The sequence below is a fragment of the Synechococcus sp. WH 5701 genome, assembly GCF_000153045.1.
Lineage (GTDB): Bacteria > Cyanobacteriota > Cyanobacteriia > PCC-6307 > Cyanobiaceae > Regnicoccus_A > Regnicoccus_A antarcticus.
Genome location: NZ_CH724159.1, coordinates 1,447,326 through 1,464,025 on the forward strand (window position 1 = coordinate 1,447,326; position 16,700 = coordinate 1,464,025).

The window sequence follows — 16,700 nt, forward strand, 5'->3', positions numbered from 1 at the left end:
CGAGCTGGAGGAGCAGGGCTTGATTCAAGCCATCGAATTCACCCATGAACTCAGCTGGCAGCTGTTGAACGTATGGGCTGGAGCTGCAGGCTCTGCATGATGAGATGGCGGAGCGGGCCAGGCAGCGTTGACAGCATCCACAGACCCGATCGAGACCGGCATCCCTGGCCTCCCGGCTGAGGTCACGACCCAGATGCTGGGCCGGTATCGCTCCGGATCCGACATCGACCTGTGACTGGAGGCCCCGGCCCTGGGCCTGGGCGAGCTGCTGCCGCTCGGCGCCGAGCTGGATGATCTACTCCTGCCCTTGCGGATCGATCTGCAACTCCAGCATCTGATCGATCACCCCACCCTGCTGGAGCACATCGCCAGAAACAGCTGAAGCAGCGCTGATGCATCGATCGAACGCTTAATCCGCAGCGAGCACCCAATCGGGCAGACGAACCGTGGCCTGAACCGAGGCTGACTTCAAGAAAATGTCAGCACGAAAATGTCAAAAACATGATCTCGCACTGGACCTCCCTACCGGATCAACTGGCAGGGAAGATTCAGCGCATCGGCCGCCCGGGTCAGACCTTGGTCAGCGCTGGCGATGGCTAGGTTGTGGCGCTTGGCCAGTGCCAGATGCAGGGCATCACCACTGCGCAGCGGCGGCCCCTCTTGCTGCTCCAACCATTGGCGTGCCTGGAGATAGTCGCCGCCGCGCGGCTCCAGCAAGCTCAGCCGTTCCTGCCGGAAACACTCGAATTCGGATTGAATGGCCAGGGCACGCTGGGTCGTGAGAGCGCTTCGCCGCAGGCACAGCGCCACCACACCGGCAAACTCCAGCAACACCCAATGGCTCACCCAGAGGGGCTGATCACCCTGGTTGAAGAGCCACTGCTCGGCTGCGCCATAACCGCTGTCTCCGAGAAACAACGACAGCACCACGCAACTGTCGACATAGAACGGAGCATCGTTCACTGCTGGCTACACATTTTGGCTCAGCCCTTCTCCCGCAACTCGCGCACCAAGGCCACCGAACTGCAGGCAAGTTCGGACTGCCCCGCATGGAAGCGCTGCAGCCGCTGCGGCCAGGAGATGGCTGCCTTCGGTTGGGGCCCTTGGGCCTCCCGCACCAGCCGCGCCACAGCGTGGCCGCGTCGGGTGATGACCACCTCATCACCCGCTTCAACGGCATCCAGCAGCGCTGAAAGCTGGGCCTTGGCCTCAGCCAATCCAACCGTACGCATGGTCATCAGGTCAATTGGTCATCAGAAACTTAGCTTTTCCGCTGAGCAGGATCAGACAGGCTGGGTCAGGGACGCTTGCTGACTTGGGGCACCATGGCTGGCCTGTTGCCCCCACAACCCCGCATAGTGCCCACCACGCTCGAGCAGCTCGCCATGGTGGCCCCCGCAGTGCCAGCACGAACACCACCAGGCTGGGCAGCACTCCTGAGGCGCGGGTTCCGAAGGTCAGCACGCTCACGATGGCGATCACGGCGATGGCCAGCAGCGGCATCAGCCCACTGATCGGCGCGAGCACCGCCATCAAGAGCGCCTGGCGCTGCTGGAGTGTGCCAGTGCGATGGTCATGGCCACAGCCAGCGGGCATCACGCTCCAGCTCAACGGCGAAGCGGGATCCGGCCGCCATCAGCGCTTCGTGCTCGCTGGGGGTGAGCACAAGCGCATCGCAGCTGAGCGGCAGCAGCTCCAGGGGCCAGTGCCGCAGCCGCTGCTGTTGGGGCCCGCTGGCAGCGGCGTCGATCAGCAGCAGGTCGAGGTCGCTGCCCACGCCGGCGCTCCCTCGGCCATAGCTGCCGAACACCGCCACCCGCTCCAGGGACGGAACGCGGCCGGCCTGCTCCTGCGCCCAGTCGCGCACCTCGCGCAGAACCTGCTCGGGCTCAGGCCAGCGCACCACCGATTGCGTCAACAAGCGCACGGGCATGGCAAAGGGCGTCGTCGCTCTGCAGACGGCCGAAATGGTCGGTGGGGGCACCATCCGGCAGGCTATCGGGATAGCGAGTGGGGATGTAGAGGGCATCGAGGATGCGCAAGCGATCCTCCAGGTCCGTCACCGTCGCCCCCAGCTGGGCGGCAACGGCCTCAGGCAGATCGCGGAACGATCGTCCCAGGCCATGCCCCCACACCTGCTGGCCGAGGCTGAGGTGCAGGGCCTTGAGGGCCTTCTCCACCGCCTGGTGGCAAGCGAAACAAGCCCACTCATGGTGCCCGGCCCCAGCACTCACCATGGCCTGGTCGAGATCGGCGTGCGCCTGGTGCAGCCAGTCGGCGGAACGGTTCATGGCAGTAGTGTGACTGTCCTGGCTCGGCGCCGCTCCAGCACCAGGATCTGATCGGCGTTCACGATCGTGTTCATCCGGTGGGCGATCACCAGCACCGTGTGCTGCCGCTCGAACTGCTCGATCGCCTGCTGAACCAGCCGGTAGCCCCGCTCCCCCACCAACGTGTCATCGCCATCGGTTCGGCGGCGCGTCGGCCAGACTCACTCGGATGATTAGGACGGCTGCAGCCATGGCGGAAGCGGATGTGCGCTGGCTGCAACGGCTGGACAACTACGGCCGCGCCCTCGCCACCCTGCAGAGGGCCATCGCCACGGCCCGCTCACGCCCTCTGAGCGAGCTGGAGGAGCAGGGGTTGATTCAGGCCTTCGAATTCACCCATGAACTGAGCTGGCAGCTGTTGAAGGATTTCCTGGTGGATCAGGGCGTGAGTGGGATCAGCGGTTCGCGGGATGCCGTGCGGGAGGCCGTGGTGAGGGATCTGCTCAGCCCGGGCAGCGAAGGTGTCTGGATGGCGATGATCCGCACCCGCAATCTCACCAGCCACACCTACAACCCCTCCCTGGCCCACGAGATCGCAGGCCTGATCCTGGAGAAGTACGGGCCGGAGCTGCAGGCTCTGCATGATGAGATGGCGGAGCGGGCCAGGCAGCGTTGACAGCCTCCACAGAACCGATCAAAACCGGCATCCCTGGCCTCCCGGCTGAGGTCACGACCCAGGTGCTGGAGAGGATTCGCCGAGATCCAGAGGTGCTGCGGGTGACTCTCTACGGATCGCGGGCGCTGGGCCGGTATCGCTCCGGATCCGACATCGACCTGTGCCTGGAGGCCCCGGCCCTGGACCTGGGCGAGGTGCTGCTGCTCGGCGCCGAGCTTGATGATCTGCTCCTGCCCTGGCGGATCGATCTGCAGCTCCAGCATCTGATCGACCACCCCACCCTGCTGAAGCACATCGCCAGGGCAGGGGTGGTGCTGTGGGAGCAGCCAGGGGCGAGCTGATATGGCATCAGGTCATCTCAGCCCTGCCAGATCTCGCTCAGATCCAGCTTCAAACCAGGCAGCACGTCGCCGCCATCGAGCTCAGTGGCGCCCTCCAGACGCTGGGGTTCCGGCAGATCAACACCTTGAGCCTCACGGCCAGGCCAGATCTCCACCGCCTGCTCTTCCGGCAGCAACAACCAGCCCAGGGCGGCGCCGTTGGCCTTGTAGAGGGCCATCTTGCGGCTCAGGGCTCTGACGCCACGCGGGCCCTGATCGCTGGGGCTGGCCAGTTCCACCACCAGGTCGGGGCAGAGAGGCGGGAAGCCGCGGCGTTGCTCGGCGGTGAGCGCCTGCCAGCGATCCAGGCGCACCAGGGAGGCGTCCGGGCTGAGCACGGAGCCGTCGGCAAGGCGGAAGCCTCCTGAGCTGTCGAAGACCTTCCAGCCTCCAGCGCTTCTGGCAAAGCGTTGCAGCTGGAACAGCAGCTCACTGTTGCGGCTGCTGGTCTCGCCGCCGGTGGGGGTCATGCTGATCAGCTGGCCGTCGGCGTCGAGCTCCAGCACCGCCTCAGGATTGGCAGCACACACCAGCTCGAACTGCTCTGGCGTGAGCTGCAGCTGCTCCGGCAGCAGCAGCGGAGCCAGCTCATCGGCAAGGGGTGGAACGTGAACCAGGGTCATGACGCATTGACGTCATCAAAGCAACGATAGATGGATCAGGCCCTGGCGACCGTCCACGGCTATCGAGATCACGCTGGTCAGTGCCGACAGGATCTGATCAATCTCCCCCGTCAAAGGGCATAGGGATGAAGCACGTTCTCAAGCGTCGAGGGGAAATCCCGAACATTGCAGCCCACCAGCACCTCAATCCAGGTGATCTCACTGATCGCCGGTCGCTGCTGTTGATCCAGCCACTCCAGGCTGGCCTTCTCGCCGCGCAGTACATCAATCAGGATGTTGGTGTCGAGCAAGAGCATCAGTGATGGCTCCACTCCTGCCGAAACGCCTCCTGCAGCACCAGTGCGTCAGCAGGTCGGTCTTTCCAGAGGCCAAAGACCTTCTCGTGTCTGGGGTGTTGTTGCTTCAGCCACAGCCGCAACGCCTCCCGCAGGGCTGCCGCCCTTGAAATGCCGAGCTGCCGGCACTGCGCATCCAATTGCTCGCGCTCAGGCTCAGGCAAGTCGACGATCGTTCGCACGCCAGACCTCGCTCGACCATGTGATGACGTGATCAGATGACGTTATCGCACGGCCCATGTCGAAATCCAGGCCAGGCAGATGGACATCCCTCAGAAGCCTTCGCTCTGATCAACTGGCCATTGCTGGGGTGACCGCAGAGGTTGCAGCGAGGGTCATGCTGCCTCCGCAGCAGATGGCTCAATCGGGGAATGGATTGATCAGTCCGATGGTGGTGTCGCTGAAATGGCGTGTGTTGCGGGTGGCCAGCTGTGCGCCACGGGCCAAGGCAATGCCAGCAATCAGGGTGTCACGCAGATCGACTGAGCGTCCCTTGGCCTTGCGCTCGGCGGCCAATACCGCGGCCCTATGGGCCGCGAGGCCATCCGGGGGGGCGATTCGATCCTGCACAAGCTGCTCCAGCAACTGATCAAGCCCCTGCTGCAGGGAGCGGCGGCGCTGGCCAGCAGGCAGGATTGCCACTCCATAGCGCAACTTAAACACCACCACACTCGGCAGCCACACCTCCTGGGCGGACTGGTCATCCAACCAGCACACCACCGCAGGGTCTGGCTGGTTCTGCATCACCGCCGAGATCACATTGGTGTCCAACAGAATCACGAGCCCACTGCTGCCGGTGCAGCCTCCTGACCCTGCCACTCGCCAATGGGCTCATTCAGCCCTGCGCCGGCAAACAGTGCCGCCATCTGTGACCCCAGCCCTGGACCTTCGGCAGGCGGGCCTCCTCCTCCATGCTGCGACCATGACGCTGAGCCCGACGTCGCAGCGCCTCCTTCACCGACACATCCAGATTGCGAACCAGCAACTGCGCCATCAAGCCATCCCAGGCCAATCTGCTATCACGCTATCAGTATCGCGGCCAATTCAAGCATCGCTATCGACGCGTGCAGGTTGTTGCCTCATGCGCGCCGATCCCGGCAGGTGCCGCATGCTCGAATTCGCCGGGGGGTCAGGAAGCCGGGCGATCCAGCTGGTCCACGAAGCTGATCGCGGCCTCGGCGGTTGCGATCGCCTGAACCGCATCAGCTCGATCGAACAGCTCCGATGGCGGCGTCCCATCGATCGGGTAGCGGCTGGTGATGGTCATGCGGGTGAGGGCCTTCAGGGGTAAGGCCTCGATCACCCCCACATCCACCCCCTCAGACGCCAGGGCTTGCACGAGATCATTCAGGACATGGGTGTGTGGGGGCTCCTGTCCCAGCTCGAGCAGGGCGCCCTTGAAGGCCTTCTCGGCAGCCTGGGACGCGAAAAAACAGGCCTGCGCCTGAAATCCGTTGTTGCTGGCCAGGCGGGCCAGTTCGAGGTCGTTGAGGGCCTGCCGAGACCAGGCCTGGGGCCGTGCATTCATGGCCCGAAGCTCAGCAGTTGCCTGGCCTGCCGATGAATGGATCTCCAATGGGGTGAATCACTGCTGGCCATGGCCTGCCAGCGGACCCTGCTGAGCGCAATCACATCGGCCCCCAGGCCAGCATCCAGCAGCGCGTCGGCCATTTGATCGGCCTGATCCTGGCCATCAGCGACCACCAGCAGATCGGTATCCGATAACCCATCCCAGTCGCCACGGGCCCTGGAGCCGAACAGCCACACCTCAGAGCCACCACCAGCCAAAGCATGGGCAGCCAGGGTGGCTTGAACACGCTGCTGCAGCGCAGCCTCGAAGCGGTGCTGCAAACCCTCACGAAGCTGAGAGAACGTGGACGGGTGATGGGTGCCCATTGGCTCAGGCTAAGGCTGGCGGGAGGTTGCCTCCAACCAGTCGGCATAGGTGCTGGCCAGCCCTTCGACCAGGGGAATGCGCGCGCGCCATCCCAGCGCCGCCAGCCTGCTCACGTCCAGCAGCTTGCGGGGGGTGCCGTCGGGCTTGCTGGTATCCCAGGCGATCGTTCCACTGAAACCCACGGTGTGGGCCACCAGCTCAGCGAGTTCGCGGATAGGCAGGTCCACACCTGTACCCACATTCAAGAACTTGGGCTCCTCCCCGGTCGGCTGCCACCGCTCCAGGCAGAACAGTGCAGCCGCCGCCAGATCATCCACATGCAGGAATTCGCGCCGCGGCGTTCCTGTGCCCCAGCACACCACCTGCTCGGAGCCGTCCAGTTTCGCCTCATGAAAGCGCCGGAGCAGCGCCGGCAGCACATGGCTGTGGCTGGGGTGATCGTTGTCGCCGGGGCCGTAGAGGTTGGTGGGCATCAGGCTGATCGCATCGAAGCCGTGCTGGAGCCGCAGCGCCTCGCAGAGCTTGAGGCCGGCGATCTTGGCGATCGCGTACCACTCATTCGTGGGCTCCAGCACGCCGGTGAGCAGCGCCTCCTCCCGGATCGGCTGGGCAGCGAATTTCGGGTAGATGCAACTGCTGCCTAGGAACAAGAGCCGCCGCGCCCCATGGCGCCAGGCGTTCTCGATCACATGGGTCTGGATCTTGAGATTGTCGAGCAGGAAGTCGGCGGGGTAGCTGCTGTTGGCCAGGATGCCGCCCACCTTCGCCGCCGCCAGCACCACCACGTCCGGGGTGTGATTGGCGAACCACAGCTCCACCGCGCCTGCGTCGCGCAGATCTAGCTGATCGCGGCCTGCCGTGAGCAGGTTGGTGTAGCCCTTCGCCCGAAAGGCACGCAGGATGGCGCTGCCGGCCATGCCGCGATGGCCCGCCACGAAGATCCGATCCGATGGCGTGATCAGGGTCATCGGATCAGCCTCATTCGCGGCTGACCACCACCGGGAAACCCTCCCGGCGCAGGGTGGATTCCTTGGCGGCCTCCTCTACATCAGCCGCCACCATCTCTTCCACCAGCTGCTCCAGTGTGGTGGTGGGAGCCCAGCCCAGCCGGGCATGGGCGTGGCTGGGATCACCCAGCAAAGTCTCCACCTCCGCCGGGCGGAAATAGCGGGGATCGATTCGCACCACCACGGCCCCGCTGTCGTCGCGGCGGCCCAACTCCTCCAGCCCCTGGCCCTGCCAGTGGATGCCGCCCCAGCCCAGGGCCATGGCCGACAGTTCGATGAACCGGCGCACGCTCTCTTGCCGCCCCGTGGCGATTACGAAGTCCTCGGGTGTGGGCTGCTGCAGCATCCGCCACTGCATCTCCACGTAGTCGCGGGCGTGACCCCAGTCACGCCGGGAATCGAGGTTGCCCAGAAAAAGACAAGGCTCAAGACCAGCAGCGATCCGCGCCATGCCGCGGGTGATCTTGCGGGTCACGAAGGTTTCACCGCGGCGCGGACTTTCGTGATTAAAGAGGATGCCGTTGCAGGCATACATTCCGTAGGCCTCGCGGTAATTCACCGTGATCCAGTAGGCATACAGCTTGGCCACGCCATAAGGGCTACGGGGATGAAATGGGGTGGTCTCCCGCTGGGGCGTCTCCTGCACCAATCCATACAGCTCACTGGTGCTGGCCTGGTAGAAGCGGGTGGTGCTGGTGAGCCCCAGCAGCCGCACCGCCTCAAGGATGCGCAGGGTGCCGAGGCCATCACAGTTGGCCGTGTATTCCGGCGCTTCGAAACTCACCGCCACGTGGCTCTGGGCACCGAGGTTGTAGATCTCATCGGGACGCACCTCACCGATGATCCGGATCAGGTTACTGCTGTCGGTGAGATCGCCGTAATGGAGGGTAAGTCGGGGATCACGCTCATGGGGATCCTGGTAGAGGTGATCGATGCGAGCCGTGTTGAAGCTGCTGGCCCGGCGCTTGAGGCCATGCACCCGGTAGCCCTTCTCCAGCAGCAGCTCAGCTAGATATGACCCGTCCTGGCCGGTGATGCCGGTGATCAGGGCCGTCGGCGAGGTCATGGGGACGCTTGGGTTAGCACAGACACACGACTGGGTAATGGTCGGGCGGTCGCGAGCAGGGCTCCAGCGACTCGGTCCCTCGGCCAAGTTCAGGCCAAGTTCAGGCTACTGCAGGCCAATGATTTTGCGCTGTTGTTGTCAGCAACGGTACGCCTTTCAAGACCGCCAACTGCTCGGGCAAGGGGCTCGTGCCTGGATGGGTCTCCTGCACGTAATCGAGGGCGTCCTGCCAGCTCATCCGGCGGTTGTGGATCAACCAGGCCATCGCCACCAAGGGCGAGCGCTCGACGCCAGCGACACAGTGGAGATAGACCGGCCCATGGGCGAGCAGCCGCGTCAGCTCAGCCAGCACAACCTCGATCTGCTCAATCGTTAGCGTACAGGGGTGTCGATGGTCTGGAAGGGAGACCCTAACCCAGCGGAATCGCTCGGCCATCCCATCGGGCGCCAGTGCCTCCTCGGCCTCGCAAAGGCTGAGCACACCCCTGACGCCATGTCGATCGAGTCGATTGAGATCCTCACCGTTGCAGGGAGCCGTTCCCAACGCCAATTCATCCTTCAACAACCAGGTGATGCGCATGCAGGCTCAGTTGTTGCTGTCGAGCAGGCGGAACAGGGTCAACACATTGACCAATCCGCTCAGGGGTGTACTGACAGCCCCGATCGCATCGGCACTGATCGCGTAACGGCTGCGATTCACGATCACCGTGTCGCCATCCACCAGGGGAGGATTCTTGGCAATCGACACCCCTTGGTTGAAATCAAGCGGATAGGTTCGCCGCATCGCTGAACCATTGCGGTTGATCCGCACCAGTTCCAGCCTTGAGGTTTTCGCTCGCCAGGTTTCCACACCCCCTGCGGCCAGAATCGCCTGCATCAACGGTGTGCTGGCCGGAACCTGGAGCCGGCCTGGAGCTTTCACCTCTCCCACCACATTCACGGTGATCTGCTTGGGAGCCAGGGTGGTGGCCGCCATCTCGGCGGAATTGCTGGCCAGCTGCTCGGAAACCCGCTCCAGCTTGATCGTGTCGCCATCGAACAGCAGTGGATTCTGGAGCTGATCCCCGTCCCTCACCAGGGCCAGCAGGTCAACCCTGGCGCGCTTGAAGCGGGAGTCGGCGCCGGGCAGACGCCGCTGCACCACCACCCGGCGCAGGTTGGCCATCGAGGTGATGCCACCGGCCTTCTGGATCGCATCCACCAGCGTGGGAGGGCCACTGATCACAACCGGGGCTTCCGCGGTGGAGGTTTCCGAGGTGGTAAGCGTGTAGATCCCTGGACGCTCCACCTCACCGACCACAGCGATGCGCAGGGGCCTGGGACGAACGACGCTCAACTGCAGATCAGGTCGCTGCAGTTGTTTCCTGTACAGCGATTCCAGCCAGAGGCTGGCCTGGGAGAGGGTCAGCCCCGAGAGCCTGACGCTGCCTAGGAGAGGCAGGGAGGCGGTGCCGTCGTTGAGGATCTCAAGTGAACCGCTGAGGTCTTCGACCGCCAGGAACTTCAGGCTCAGCCCATCGCCGGCGCCGAGAATGTAGGCATCGTCCTGAAGCATCCCCTCGCTGCCACCGGGCGCCATTTCGGCCTGGGCGAGATCTCCAGGCCGCAGTTCAGCTGCCACCAATGGAGCCAGGGGGCTGGAGAGGCTGAGCAGCAGCAGAGGAAGTGCACAGCGCTTTCCCACCAGTTCCACACGCAGGCTCGTCATCGCGGAAATGGACAGTAGCCCGAATGTTGCCATGCACCGGTTGAAAAGGTGGCGTCAAACGGCCAGTCATCAGCTGGCCATCACGGATACATTGAGGCGACCCGAACTCCAGCCGTTATCGACGTGTCCGCCCGGCTGCCTGGACCCACCCTCCATCCATGGCTCAGCCTGCTGACCTCGATCGGCATGATCGCTGGACCTGCAGCGGAGGCCCAGACCCTGGTCTGGGAGCTGCCGGGCCCGCCACCTCCTGTGGTCGTGGTCCCCAGGCAGCCGCCGCCGCCGGTTCCCACGCTGCGGGCCAGAGCCGCTGAACCCGCTCCTCCGCAGCAGGCCAGAACACTTACTTGGGAAGCTGTTCCCCCGAATCCTCCGCCGCTTCAACCGCCGCCACCCTTGCAGGGCATCGCTGAAACGGCCATTGCCGCGAGGCCGAAGCGCGCTCTGGCCTGGGAGCTGGTTCCCTTCGACGATGGCAGTCTCGCCTTCACGCCTCCTGCCACCCAAGCCAACCCCGAAGCGGGAGTGTTCGGACAGTTGCTGGCCAGGGAGACCACCCTGCGCTGGTACCTGGTGCCTGAAGACCAGGTTCTGAGGCCCTCCGTCGCTCTGGCCAACGGCACCGTCAGACCCGAGCCTCCCTACCTTCCCGAGCCGCCACCGCCGATCTGGCCGAAGGTGCGCGGGTTGGCCAGGGGCATCACCGTCAATGGTGATCCCTACCCCGACACCGGCCTGAACGTTCCCAACGGCTTCGCCCAGGACAAGGAGTTCACCGTCTCCACCACCCTCACCGGCACCAGCCGCACCCGTTCCTGCCGGGTGGCCCCTGGGGGGAACTGGGTTGACTGCGCCGACTCGGAGGCCTACCTCGACATCACCCCGTTCAAGGGGGAGTACGCCAGTCTCGGTTTCCAGTACACGATTCAGAGTCTCACCAGCCGCAACCGGGGTACGGGCCAGTTCGCCGGCCAGAGCATCGGCTTCCGCACGGCCATCAACCTCACCCCCACCACAGGGCTGGCCTTCGGCGGAGAACACATCATCCAGCTCGATGACACCACCGACCTGGGCCGCAATTTCTACCTAGTCCTCTCCCAGGCCATCCCGCTCAGCCGCGGCGAGAACCCGATTCTGTTCGTGGCCACTGCCGGCATCGGTTCCGACTTCTACGGCTACGCCGGCAACGGCACGCTGGGTTCCACCAACTGCCTGAGCGGCAACAACGTCAGCAGCCTCAACTACCCCCAGGGCACCGACTGCTTCTGGGGGCCGATCGGTGCACTCAGCCTGCACCTGGGCAGCCAGGTGTCGATCGGCTACGAGTGGTTCGGTTACGGCATCGGTGCAGGCTTGTCGGTGCGACCCATCAAGAACATCCCCCTCACCTTCTCCCTGTACGCCACGGACTTCCTCGGTAACACTCCCAGCTACCTGGATGGTCTCTGCACCACCAACCCCTGCGAACCCCGTTATTACGGCCGACTTACGATGTCGTTTTGATCGGAAAAACGCAGAATCAACAGCTTCAACCCCGGTAGACAGTTCCTGATCTGGTTTATGACCAGATCCTGCCCGCCTTTGCGGAAGCAATTACATTCAGAACTAGATCGTCCTTGGAACAGCTTCCGCATGCGCTTCACCGTTCCTCTGGCTCTGGCCACGGCCACAGCGTTCTCCGTCAGCGCTCTGCCAGTTCGGGCCTTCCCCGGTGCCAGCGTCAACCTTGTGCGGGTGAATGGAGACGGGGTCACTGCCCTTCCTGGCCTTCAGCCCCCTTCGGTTCAGGTTCCCCCTTCGGCCCCCGGAACGGTCGAGCTGATCAGTCAGGCCTCAGGTGACACCCAGACTGACCGCGACATCACGGTGCTGCCCACAGGCACGGAAGATCTGGAAGTCCAGTACAGAGGAGCACTGCCTCAGTTCTCGGGCTCTGAATACATCTCACTTCGCAACAAGGCCACCGGGGATGAGGTGGAACGCATCTTCCTCAACTCCGATCGCGTCAGCTTCTCCAGTGATCGCAGCACGATCACGATCAATCCCGAAAGCACCATCGCCCCTAGAGAGGTGCTCTGTGCTCTGCTCCCCGATGGGCCTGGCAACTTGCCCACCCGCACCACACCCTGCTGCTTCACCGTGGCCGCAGCCGCGCCTGCAGCGTATGTGGCCCCGGCTGGCAATCCCTTCCCTTGGTGGATCATTCCCGTCGGTCTCGGCCTTGGGGTTGGCATCTGCGCGATCGCCGGCTGCTTTGATGGCGGTGGTGGCGGTGGCGGTGGACGCAACAACTCGTCCCGCTGAACGCAGCAGCTTCAACTCTCTCTCCCTGGGCTGACCCCGAAAGGTCAGCCCAGTTTTTTTATGGGTGCTGCCGAGTGGACCAGCGATTGCCGAGGCGACGTCTTGAACCGAGCCCAAGGTGCAATCCTGAACGTGTGTCTTGATGATCACGTTTTTGCCCTGCTGGAGAACGCATAATGGCAAGGCGATTCATCGTTTTGGACGGCGTCCATGCGCTCGGCACTTTCCCTGGCTGTTCTCTCCGCTTTCACCGTCAGTACCCTCCCTGTTCAGGCCTTCCCAGGAGCGTCGGTCAACCTCGTCAGGGTGAGCGCGGATGGTGTCAGAGCCCTACCGGGTCTTGAGTCGCCACTCCCCGCCGCCGCCCCACCCTCTCTCGGAAGCGACGGTCAACTGCTCAGCCAGGCCGGAGCCAACGACGAAGAGCAGAGCGATATCACCTATCTCCTCTCCGGCGACGAGGACTTCGAAATCCGCTACGCCAGTCCCCTGCCCCTCAACCTCACCGGCAACATTTCCATCCGCCGGCGCAGCGCCAATGCCAGCGATGGCTCCAATGGCGAGGAAGTGGAGTCCATCCCCCTGAATTCGCCCAACGTCACCATTTCCGAGGATCGTCTCACCCTCACGATCAAGCACGACCGCGAACTGCGCGATGGTGAGACCCTCTGCGCCCTGTTGCCCGATGGTCCCTATGCCCTGCCTCAGCGCTTAACGCCCTGTTGCTTCCAGTTGGCCAAGGCGGCCACCAGCATGTCCAGAAAAACCAGCCCCTGCGGATTCATCATTCCTCCCTCAACCTCCAATCCCTTCCCTTGGTGGATGATCCCCGTCGGCTTGGGCCTTGGGGTTGGCATCTGCGCTGCAGCTGGCTGCTTCAACGGTGGTGGTGGTGGTGGTGGTGGCGGAGGCAACAACAACGTGTCCCGTTGATGCAGCCGAAGGATGGTCGGCGCGTTCCTTTTTTGCTTCGCCTCTGGCCATCCCGATTACACTCAATCCAGTCCGACACACCCCTCCATCATGGTCAGAGTTCTCGTAACCGGCGCACTCGCCTGCAGCGCCCTGGCAGCTCCAGCCTTTGCCGCTGATCTTGCCGACGTGCCCAGCTGCCTGAAGCCCCGCACCCTCAGCGCCGTCACCGCCACGATCACCCAGGCCAGCGTGATCAAGGATCCTCTGGTTGCCCAGGGGTTCCGGACCTCTGACCCCGCCTGCACCTACCAAGTGGCCCGCCCTCAGCCCGTGTTCCAGGAAGTGCCCGTGCGCGGTCTCTGGTGATCAGCTGATCGCAGGGTCAGAGCCCTGACCCCTTACGGTGCCTTCAGCTTCTGATGGCCGGCCTTGACCCTGCGGCTCACCAACACCCTCACCAAGCGCACCGAGCCATTTCAGCCTCGGGTGCCCGGCGAGGTTTCGATCTATTGCTGCGGGGTCACGGTCTACGACCTCTGCCACCTCGGCCATGCCCGCAGTTACATCGTCTGGGATGTGCTCCGCCGGTATCTGATCTGGAGAGGGTACCGGGTCACCTTTGTTCAGAACATCACCGACATCGACGACAAGATCCTCAGGCGTGCCGCCGAAGAGGGCAGCTCGATGGAAGTGGTGAGCGAACGCAACATCACGGCCTTCCGTGATGATATGGATTCCCTGAACATCCTTCCTCCCGACAGAGTCCCCCGCGCCACCCGATGCCTCGATGGCATCCGCGCCATGATCGCCGAGCTGGAAGCCTCCGGAGCCGCCTATTCCGCCGACGGAGATGTCTATTTTGCCGTGATGGGCCAGCCCGATTACGGCAAACTGAGCGGACGCAGTCTCAGCGATCAACAGGACGGAGCCAGCGGCAGACTCAACAGCGACGAGGAATCCCGCAAGCGCCATCCCTTCGACTTCGCCCTCTGGAAAGGTGCCAAACCCGGGGAGCCCAGCTTCCCCTCGCCTTGGGGTCCAGGGCGGCCAGGCTGGCACATCGAATGCTCTGCGATGGTGCGGCAGGAACTGGGCACCACCATCGACATTCACCTGGGCGGATCAGACCTGATCTTTCCCCACCATGAGAATGAAATTGCCCAGTCGGAAGCGGCCAACGGGGAACCCCTAGCCCGCTACTGGCTGCATAACGGCATGGTCAATGTTGATGGGGAGAAGATGTCGAAATCCCTCGGCAACTTCACCACGATCCGTGCCTTGCTGGCCAGTGGTGTCTCAGCGATGACCCTGCGCCTGTTCGTGCTCCAGGCCCACTACCGCAAACCGCTCGATTTCAGCCGTGAAGCCCTCGACGCAGCCGCCACTGGCTGGCATGGGCTCAACGAAGCCCTCGGGCTGGGCCTGAACACCACCTTCAGCGCGGCACTGGGATGGGCAGACGTGGCCGCTGCGACCCAACCCGCCCCTGGCCACGACGCGGGTCTGGAGACCAGTCGTCAGGGATTCATCGACGCCCTCGACGACGATCTCAACACCTCCGCCGCGCTGGCGGTGCTGTTCGAGCTCGCCCGTCCTCTGCGGGCCCTGGCCCGGCGGCTCGAGCGTGGAGCAGAGGCCAGTGGCGAGGATCGTGCTTTGCACGCCCGTTGGCTGCTGCTGCAGGAGCTCAGCGGCGTCCTGGGCCTGGAGCCTGAGATCAGCTCCAGAAGCGAAGCCGAAGCGGGCGCTGGTCCGGCCCCCGCCCAGATCCTGGCCCTGATCAGCGAGCGCCTGGCTGCCCGCCAGCAGAAGCGCTATCCCGAAGCCGATGCCATCCGCGACCGGCTGCGCTCCGAAGGCATCGAGCTGATCGATCGGCCCGACGGAACCACCGAGTGGATCCGTCGCTGACGTCAGCGAGAGTCCTCGGCCGGCGCTGAAGCCCCCGGCGCCTGACCGCGCATCAGCGTTTCGATCCGGCGGATGCGCAGCCGGGTCGTCTCCCACACCTCCAGCCTGAAGGTACCGTCGGCCGCCGCCGGGGTGCCTGGTGGGGCCTCCGCCAGGGAGCCGCGCAGCTGCTCCACCATCGCCTCGATGTCGTCACCAGCCTCGAAGGCATCCCAGAGCTCCCGCTCCAGCCGCGCCCGCTCGATGAAATTCCAACGCTTGAGCCAGAGCATCGCGGCCGCCAGGGGTGAAGAGCACCAGCCCAGCCAGTGTGCACGAGCCGCTGGGATCGGTGGGAGACTGGCGCCCGTCGCAGGGATGGCCTGGTGAAAGCGATCAGCGTGCTCGGCTCCACAGGGTCGATCGGCACCCAGACCCTGGCGATCGTGGAGGAGTTCCCCGAGCGCTTCCGGGTGGTGGCGCTCACGGCGGGCCGCAATCTCGATCTGCTGATCGATCAGATCCGGCGCCATGCCCCCGAGGTGGTGGCCCTGGCTGAGCCCGAGGCCCTGCCTGAGCTGCGCCGCCGCCTGGAGGCGCTGGAGCCCTCCCAGCAGCCGGCACGCCAGCCTGAGCTGGTGGGGGGAAGCGAAGGGCTCTGCGCCGCCGCCGCCTGGCCCAGCGCCGAGTTGGTGGTGACGGGCATCGTGGGCTGCGCCGGCCTGCTGCCCACCCTCGCGGCAATCAAGGCCGGCAAGGATCTGGCCCTGGCCAACAAGGAAACCCTGATCGCCGCCGGGCCGGTGGTGCTGCCGGCCCTGAAGGCCAGCGGCAGCCGCCTGCTGCCCGCCGACTCCGAGCACTCCGCCCTGTTCCAGTGCCTGCAGGGGACCCCCTGGGCCGACACCGCCCGTCTCTCCACCGGCGTTCCCACCCCCGGCCTGCGCCGCATCCAGCTCACCGCCTCCGGCGGTGCCTTCCGCGACTGGCCCGCTTCTGATCTCGCCAAGGCCACCGTGGCCGATGCCACCAGCCATCCCAACTGGAGCATGGGCCGCAAGATCACGGTGGATTCCGCCACCTTGATGAACAAGGGCCTGGAGGTGATCGAAGCCCATTACCTCTTCGGGCTCGACTACGACCACATCGAGATCGTCATCCACCCCCAGAGCATCATCCACTCGATGGTGGAGCTGGCCGACAGCTCGGTGCTCGCCCAGCTGGGCTGGCCCGACATGCGCCTGCCGCTGCTCTACTGCCTCAGCTGGCCCGAGCGGCTCGAGACCCCCTGGCGGCGCCTCGATCTCACCGAGGTGGGCCAGCTCACCTTCCGCGCCCCCGACGAGCAGAAATACCCCTGCATGGGCCTGGCCTACGCCGCCGGCCGCGCCGGCGGCACCATGCCCGCGGTGCTCAACGCCGCCAACGAACAGGCCGTGGCCCTGTTCCTCGAAGAAAGGATCGCCTTCCTCGACATTCCCCTCCTGATCGAGGCGGTCTGCGAGCGCCACAGCGCCGACCTGCGCCAGGACCCCAGCCTCGATGACGTGCTGGCCATCGACGCCTGGGCCCGCCTGGCCACCAGCGAGCTGGCCTCCACCGCCTCGCCTGCTCTGCTCACGGCATGAA

26 protein-coding genes are annotated in these 16,700 nt (G+C 64.6%); 8 read left to right on the top strand and 18 right to left on the bottom strand.

Annotated elements, in window-relative coordinates; translation table 11 throughout:
• Positions 1-522 precede the first annotated feature (522 nt).
• From WH5701_RS08210 to WH5701_RS17670, 6 genes are read right to left on the bottom strand one after another with little or no spacing between them, the layout of a single operon-like run.
• Complete coding sequence (locus tag WH5701_RS08210; protein WP_006171731.1) at positions 523-963, bottom strand: type II toxin-antitoxin system VapC family toxin; 441 nt, start codon at positions 961-963, stop codon at positions 523-525.
• A 20-nt stretch (positions 964-983) separates the two neighbouring features.
• Entirely contained in the window at positions 984-1,238 is a 255-nt protein-coding gene (locus WH5701_RS15750; protein ID WP_232201809.1) for a type II toxin-antitoxin system Phd/YefM family antitoxin, read from the bottom strand.
• A 4-nt stretch (positions 1,239-1,242) separates the two neighbouring features.
• A complete protein-coding gene (locus WH5701_RS08220; RefSeq protein WP_006171733.1) occupies positions 1,243-1,596 on the bottom strand; it encodes a hypothetical protein in 354 nt (117 codons plus the stop codon).
• On the bottom strand, positions 1,574-1,927 hold the full coding sequence (locus WH5701_RS08225) for a nucleotidyltransferase domain-containing protein (RefSeq protein ID WP_232201856.1): 354 nt from the start codon (positions 1,925-1,927) through the stop codon (positions 1,574-1,576). The genes WH5701_RS08220 and WH5701_RS08225 overlap by 23 nt, the downstream gene beginning before the upstream one ends.
• Positions 1,890-2,291 carry a HEPN domain-containing protein gene (locus tag WH5701_RS08230; RefSeq protein ID WP_006171735.1) on the bottom strand — a complete coding sequence of 134 codons (402 nt, stop codon included), beginning with the start codon at positions 2,289-2,291 and terminating at the stop codon, positions 1,890-1,892. The genes WH5701_RS08225 and WH5701_RS08230 overlap by 38 nt, the downstream gene beginning before the upstream one ends.
• A complete protein-coding gene (locus WH5701_RS17670) occupies positions 2,288-2,449 on the bottom strand; it encodes a hypothetical protein (RefSeq protein WP_156776609.1) in 162 nt (53 codons plus the stop codon). The genes WH5701_RS08230 and WH5701_RS17670 overlap by 4 nt, the downstream gene beginning before the upstream one ends.
• 71 nt (positions 2,450-2,520) lie before the next feature.
• On the opposite strand from WH5701_RS17670, the gene WH5701_RS08235 reads away from it, so the two are divergent.
• Both WH5701_RS08235 and WH5701_RS08240 read left to right on the top strand, forming a co-directional pair.
• Positions 2,521-2,946: a nucleotidyltransferase substrate binding protein gene (locus tag WH5701_RS08235; protein WP_006171737.1), complete on the top strand. Its 426-nt coding sequence runs from the start codon at positions 2,521-2,523 to the stop codon at positions 2,944-2,946.
• Entirely contained in the window at positions 2,943-3,287 is a 345-nt protein-coding gene (locus WH5701_RS08240) for a nucleotidyltransferase domain-containing protein (RefSeq protein ID WP_006171738.1), read from the top strand. Before WH5701_RS08235 ends, WH5701_RS08240 begins: the two co-directional genes overlap by 4 nt.
• Positions 3,288-3,304: 17 nt before the next feature.
• Here the strand turns inward: WH5701_RS08240 and WH5701_RS08245 are convergent, their stop codons facing one another.
• The 11 genes from WH5701_RS08245 to WH5701_RS08290 form a co-directional block, all read right to left on the bottom strand.
• The gene (locus WH5701_RS08245) at positions 3,305-3,949 is read right to left on the bottom strand and encodes a Uma2 family endonuclease (RefSeq protein ID WP_006171739.1); all 645 of its coding nucleotides are present in this window, start codon (positions 3,947-3,949) and stop codon (positions 3,305-3,307) included.
• A 110-nt stretch (positions 3,950-4,059) separates the two neighbouring features.
• Positions 4,060-4,245 carry a PIN domain-containing protein gene (locus tag WH5701_RS08250; protein WP_006171740.1) on the bottom strand — a complete coding sequence of 62 codons (186 nt, stop codon included), beginning with the start codon at positions 4,243-4,245 and terminating at the stop codon, positions 4,060-4,062.
• Complete coding sequence (locus WH5701_RS08255) at positions 4,245-4,466, bottom strand: ribbon-helix-helix domain-containing protein (RefSeq protein WP_006171741.1); 222 nt, start codon at positions 4,464-4,466, stop codon at positions 4,245-4,247. Before WH5701_RS08255 ends, WH5701_RS08250 begins: the two co-directional genes overlap by 1 nt.
• A 178-nt stretch (positions 4,467-4,644) precedes the next feature.
• Positions 4,645-5,064, bottom strand: a complete 420-nt coding sequence (locus WH5701_RS08260; protein WP_037979825.1) for a type II toxin-antitoxin system VapC family toxin — start codon at positions 5,062-5,064, stop codon at positions 4,645-4,647.
• A gap of 55 nt (positions 5,065-5,119) precedes the next feature.
• Complete coding sequence (locus WH5701_RS17185) at positions 5,120-5,278, bottom strand: hypothetical protein (protein ID WP_156776610.1); 159 nt, start codon at positions 5,276-5,278, stop codon at positions 5,120-5,122.
• A 135-nt stretch (positions 5,279-5,413) separates the two neighbouring features.
• On the bottom strand, positions 5,414-5,812 hold the full coding sequence (locus tag WH5701_RS08265; RefSeq protein WP_006171744.1) for a HEPN domain-containing protein: 399 nt from the start codon (positions 5,810-5,812) through the stop codon (positions 5,414-5,416).
• Positions 5,809-6,180 carry a nucleotidyltransferase domain-containing protein gene (locus tag WH5701_RS08270; protein WP_037979827.1) on the bottom strand — a complete coding sequence of 124 codons (372 nt, stop codon included), beginning with the start codon at positions 6,178-6,180 and terminating at the stop codon, positions 5,809-5,811. Before WH5701_RS08270 ends, WH5701_RS08265 begins: the two co-directional genes overlap by 4 nt.
• Before the next feature lie 9 nt (positions 6,181-6,189).
• Positions 6,190-7,149, bottom strand: coding sequence for a GDP-L-fucose synthase (locus WH5701_RS08275; protein ID WP_006171746.1), 960 nt, complete (start codon positions 7,147-7,149; stop codon positions 6,190-6,192).
• Positions 7,150-7,159: 10 nt separating this feature from the next.
• Positions 7,160-8,254, bottom strand: coding sequence for a GDP-mannose 4,6-dehydratase (gene gmd, locus WH5701_RS08280; RefSeq protein WP_006171747.1), 1,095 nt, complete (start codon positions 8,252-8,254; stop codon positions 7,160-7,162).
• 100 nt (positions 8,255-8,354) lie between these two features.
• Positions 8,355-8,834 (bottom strand): dual specificity protein phosphatase family protein, encoded by a 480-nt coding sequence (locus WH5701_RS08285; protein ID WP_006171748.1) that lies wholly within the window; start codon positions 8,832-8,834, stop codon positions 8,355-8,357.
• A gap of 6 nt (positions 8,835-8,840) precedes the next feature.
• A complete protein-coding gene (locus WH5701_RS08290) occupies positions 8,841-9,962 on the bottom strand; it encodes an SLBB domain-containing protein (protein WP_006171749.1) in 1,122 nt (373 codons plus the stop codon).
• 123 nt (positions 9,963-10,085) lie between these two features.
• Here WH5701_RS08290 and WH5701_RS08295 point away from each other — a divergent pair, with 123 nt between their 5' ends.
• From WH5701_RS08295 to cysS, 5 genes are all read left to right on the top strand, one after another.
• Positions 10,086-11,465, top strand: a complete 1,380-nt coding sequence (locus WH5701_RS08295; protein ID WP_156776611.1) for a hypothetical protein — start codon at positions 10,086-10,088, stop codon at positions 11,463-11,465.
• A 129-nt stretch (positions 11,466-11,594) separates the two neighbouring features.
• Positions 11,595-12,266, top strand: a complete 672-nt coding sequence (locus tag WH5701_RS08300; protein ID WP_006171751.1) for a hypothetical protein — start codon at positions 11,595-11,597, stop codon at positions 12,264-12,266.
• 210 nt (positions 12,267-12,476) lie between these two features.
• Positions 12,477-13,199 carry a hypothetical protein gene (locus WH5701_RS08305; protein ID WP_037979834.1) on the top strand — a complete coding sequence of 241 codons (723 nt, stop codon included), beginning with the start codon at positions 12,477-12,479 and terminating at the stop codon, positions 13,197-13,199.
• Between the two features lie 90 nt (positions 13,200-13,289).
• Positions 13,290-13,547: a hypothetical protein gene (locus WH5701_RS08310; protein ID WP_006171753.1), complete on the top strand. Its 258-nt coding sequence runs from the start codon at positions 13,290-13,292 to the stop codon at positions 13,545-13,547.
• Between the two features lie 63 nt (positions 13,548-13,610).
• Complete coding sequence (cysS, locus tag WH5701_RS08315; protein WP_006171754.1) at positions 13,611-15,092, top strand: cysteine--tRNA ligase; 1,482 nt, start codon at positions 13,611-13,613, stop codon at positions 15,090-15,092.
• Positions 15,093-15,094: 2 nt separating this feature from the next.
• Here the strand turns inward: cysS and WH5701_RS08320 are convergent, their stop codons facing one another.
• Positions 15,095-15,364 (bottom strand): hypothetical protein, encoded by a 270-nt coding sequence (locus WH5701_RS08320; RefSeq protein ID WP_006171755.1) that lies wholly within the window; start codon positions 15,362-15,364, stop codon positions 15,095-15,097.
• 93 nt (positions 15,365-15,457) lie between these two features.
• On the opposite strand from WH5701_RS08320, the gene WH5701_RS08325 reads away from it, so the two are divergent.
• A complete protein-coding gene (locus tag WH5701_RS08325) occupies positions 15,458-16,699 on the top strand; it encodes a 1-deoxy-D-xylulose-5-phosphate reductoisomerase (protein WP_037979835.1) in 1,242 nt (413 codons plus the stop codon).
• The last annotated feature ends 1 nt before the right edge of the window (position 16,700 follow it).